We start from the raw sequence: 2,659 nt of genomic DNA, 5'->3' as shown, positions 1-2,659 counted from the left end.
ATGGGGTTATTTCGTGACTCACCATTTTTAGTGTCGGTAAGTTTTGCCAGTCCCTTGTTAAAATCAATGTCATTCCAGCGCAAACCCATTAATTCACTTTTTCTCATGCCTGTAGTAATAGCCAATAGCACAAGCAAGTGCATTTTGTTCCAAGTTGAATTTTTACACTCAGCTAATAATTGCATACGCTCTTCATCAGACAAATAACGCTCGATCTTATTAGGGGTTGCTTGAACAAAAACGTTATCAACTGGATTTTCTTTTAGGTAATCTTCTCGGATGGCATACCTAAACATTGCAGACAATACCGCTTTATAACGAATGACTGTATTACTTGATCGTGTTTTATTTGATTTATTGCCAGTACCATCAGTAGCAAATGATTTAGTCTCACTAAAGTCTTTGACGGCCTTTTTGACTAACTTAGGTGTAATTGATTTGATTGGCAATCCGTCGAATGTATCGCGCCAATAAAGAGCACGGTAAACCTGGTTATGATCTTTACCAGTCCATTGAAGCATGTATTCCGTTGCTAACTGGTCGAAAGTCATAAACTCAAGTTCAACACCTAATTTTTTAAACAGCCATTTACCGCCAAGCTCTTCAACTTTCGCAGGTGACAATTTTTTTATTTTCTTAGGTTTTAATCTCAGGATAGAATCAATACTAGATTCTAGCGAAGCTGAAAACTCTTCTGCTTGCTGTTTTGTGTTGAATGTTTTGGCTTGAATGAAAGAACCGTTTTTTCTTACGTCGGCTCGATATTTGCCATTAGATAATTTTCTGAAAGTTGCCATGGTAAGAGCCTCTTTAAACTGTTGTGCACACTTTGCATGTGCTGAAAGTGTGCACTTCGATGTGCACATCCTTTAAGTTTAAAGCATTTCAACCGACGGCTTATAGGCTGAACCCCTTATTATATAAGGGTTATCAATGGTAGCGGGGGCAGGATTTGAACCTACGACCTTCGGGTTATGAGCCCGACGAGCTACCAAGCTGCTCCACCCCGCGATTGATTTGTTCCATTATACTGAGTATTTAAGTTCTGGCAAGTTTAATTTTAAAATTAAATCAAATACATTAAAACCAGGCCTGCAAATACCCCTGCAATCACATCATCCAGCATAATACCAAAGCCACCTGATACTTTTTGATCTATCCATTTTATGGGCCAGGGCTTGATAATATCGAACGCTCTAAATAAAATAAAACCCAATAGCAAATTCTGCCAGCTAAAAACTACAAACCACATAGTAATCAACAAACCGGCTATTTCATCCCAGACTATACCACCAAAATCATGTTCACCAAGCTTTTCAGCTGCTATACCACATATCCAGATACCCACCACTGAACACAACACACTGACAACGCTGTATATCCAGATATTTGTCTGGGCTAAAGCTATATATATAGGTACGGCCGCTAAAGTTCCGAAGGTACCCGGCGCTTTTTTTGCCAGGCCTGAACCAAAACCAAAAGCCAGGCATAAAATGGGGTCAGTTAGAATTTCCCGCGCAGTTAATTGATTTTTTCCTACTTTAGTTAAAAACATCATCTATTTCTCATGCAAAGTGCTCAAAGCCACTTTTATTAAAATTCACACAAACATCATTTCTTATCAGGCGCAAACCAGGAAGCTCTTCAATAATGCCAATACATGTACAAGATATATCTAGTTTGCTGGCACTCTCAGGCGTTATGGTAAAGCACAACTCATAATCATCTCCAGCAACCAAAGGCATCTGCCAATCCCCCGTCTCCAGCATATAATCCAATACTGCTTCGGACATGGGTATTTGCGCATAATCCAGCCTAGCCCCTACTTTACTGCACTTTAGAATATGCCCCAAATCTTGAGCCAGACCATCTGAAATATCAATACAGGCATTTGCTAAAGAACGTATTGCCAATCCTTCTTCGACACGTGGCTCAGGCATATTAAATCGCTGTAAAGCCTGTTGCGTGTTTTGCCCTGCATAGCCTTGTTTAATTTTTAAGCCCAAACCAGCATCACCAAGATAACCAGTCACATAAATTAAATCACCTACTCTAGCAGCTGCACGCTTTAATGCCTGATTTTTTGGCACCAGACCCATAGCTTGAATACTTAACGTCAAAGGACCGGAGCTTGTATCCCCGCCAATTAAATCAATTTGATATTTATCGGCTAAGGCAAATAAACCATCAGCAAATGCCGCCAACCAGCCCGAATCAACTTCCGGCATAGTCAACGCTAAAGTAATCGCCATAGGTTCAGCCCCCATACTGGCTAAATCACTTAAATTTACAGCTAATAATTTATACCCTAATTGCTCTGGCCGCACATCGGAAAAAAAATGCACATTCTCCACCATGGTATCGGTGGTAATCGCCAACTCATACCCTTCAGGCACCGCAAGCAAGGCACAGTCATCGCCAACCGATAACCTTGTGCATTTATTCTGCGCTGAACGCGTAAAAAACTGTTTGATTAAATTAAATTCTGCAAGTGCCATACTTAACTGAAGTTTCCCAATAATTATTTATGGTAAAATTGAAACTATGCTACAACTATATGAAAAAAATAGTCTTTTCATTCGTTTCAAATGCTATTGCCTAAGGGGAATTAAGTAGGGGTTTGCTATAAACATGGCAAAACCACCTAAAATAAACCTCG

Annotated in this window: 3 protein-coding genes and 1 tRNA gene; all 4 read right to left on the bottom strand. The window is 39.8% G+C overall.

Going from position 1 to position 2,659, the window contains the following annotated elements:
* A partial coding sequence (locus tag CDZ78_RS03395) for a tyrosine-type recombinase/integrase (RefSeq protein ID WP_087868707.1) occupies nucleotides 1–797 on the bottom strand: 797 nt, incomplete at its 3' end.
* 137 nt (nucleotides 798–934) lie between these two features.
* Nucleotides 935–1,011 (bottom strand) — tRNA-Met (locus CDZ78_RS03390).
* Between the two features lie 55 nt (nucleotides 1,012–1,066).
* A complete protein-coding gene (locus tag CDZ78_RS03385) occupies nucleotides 1,067–1,558 on the bottom strand; it encodes a phosphatidylglycerophosphatase A family protein (protein ID WP_174664549.1) in 492 nt (163 codons plus the stop codon).
* A gap of 7 nt (nucleotides 1,559–1,565) precedes the next feature.
* The gene (gene thiL, locus CDZ78_RS03380; protein ID WP_087868705.1) at nucleotides 1,566–2,498 is read right to left on the bottom strand and encodes a thiamine-phosphate kinase; all 933 of its coding nucleotides are present in this window, start codon (nucleotides 2,496–2,498) and stop codon (nucleotides 1,566–1,568) included.
* Between the last annotated feature and the right edge of the window lie 161 nt (nucleotides 2,499–2,659).

Origin of the sequence: Bathymodiolus platifrons methanotrophic gill symbiont, assembly GCF_002189065.1 — a bacterium.
Taxonomy (GTDB): domain Bacteria; phylum Pseudomonadota; class Gammaproteobacteria; order Methylococcales; family Methylomonadaceae; genus Methyloprofundus.
Note: the sequence above shows the minus strand (reverse complement) of the source record. Positions and strands in the feature narration are given on the sequence as shown.

What these genes read in the sequence shown, in the direction of transcription:
- CDZ78_RS03385 (WP_174664549.1), bottom strand. Translation starts at nt 1,558, where the DNA reads ATGATGTTTTTAACTAAAGTAGGAAAAAATCAATTAACTGCGCGGGAA.
- thiL (WP_087868705.1), bottom strand. Translation starts at nt 2,498, where the DNA reads ATGGCACTTGCAGAATTTAATTTAATCAAACAGTTTTTTACGCGTTCA.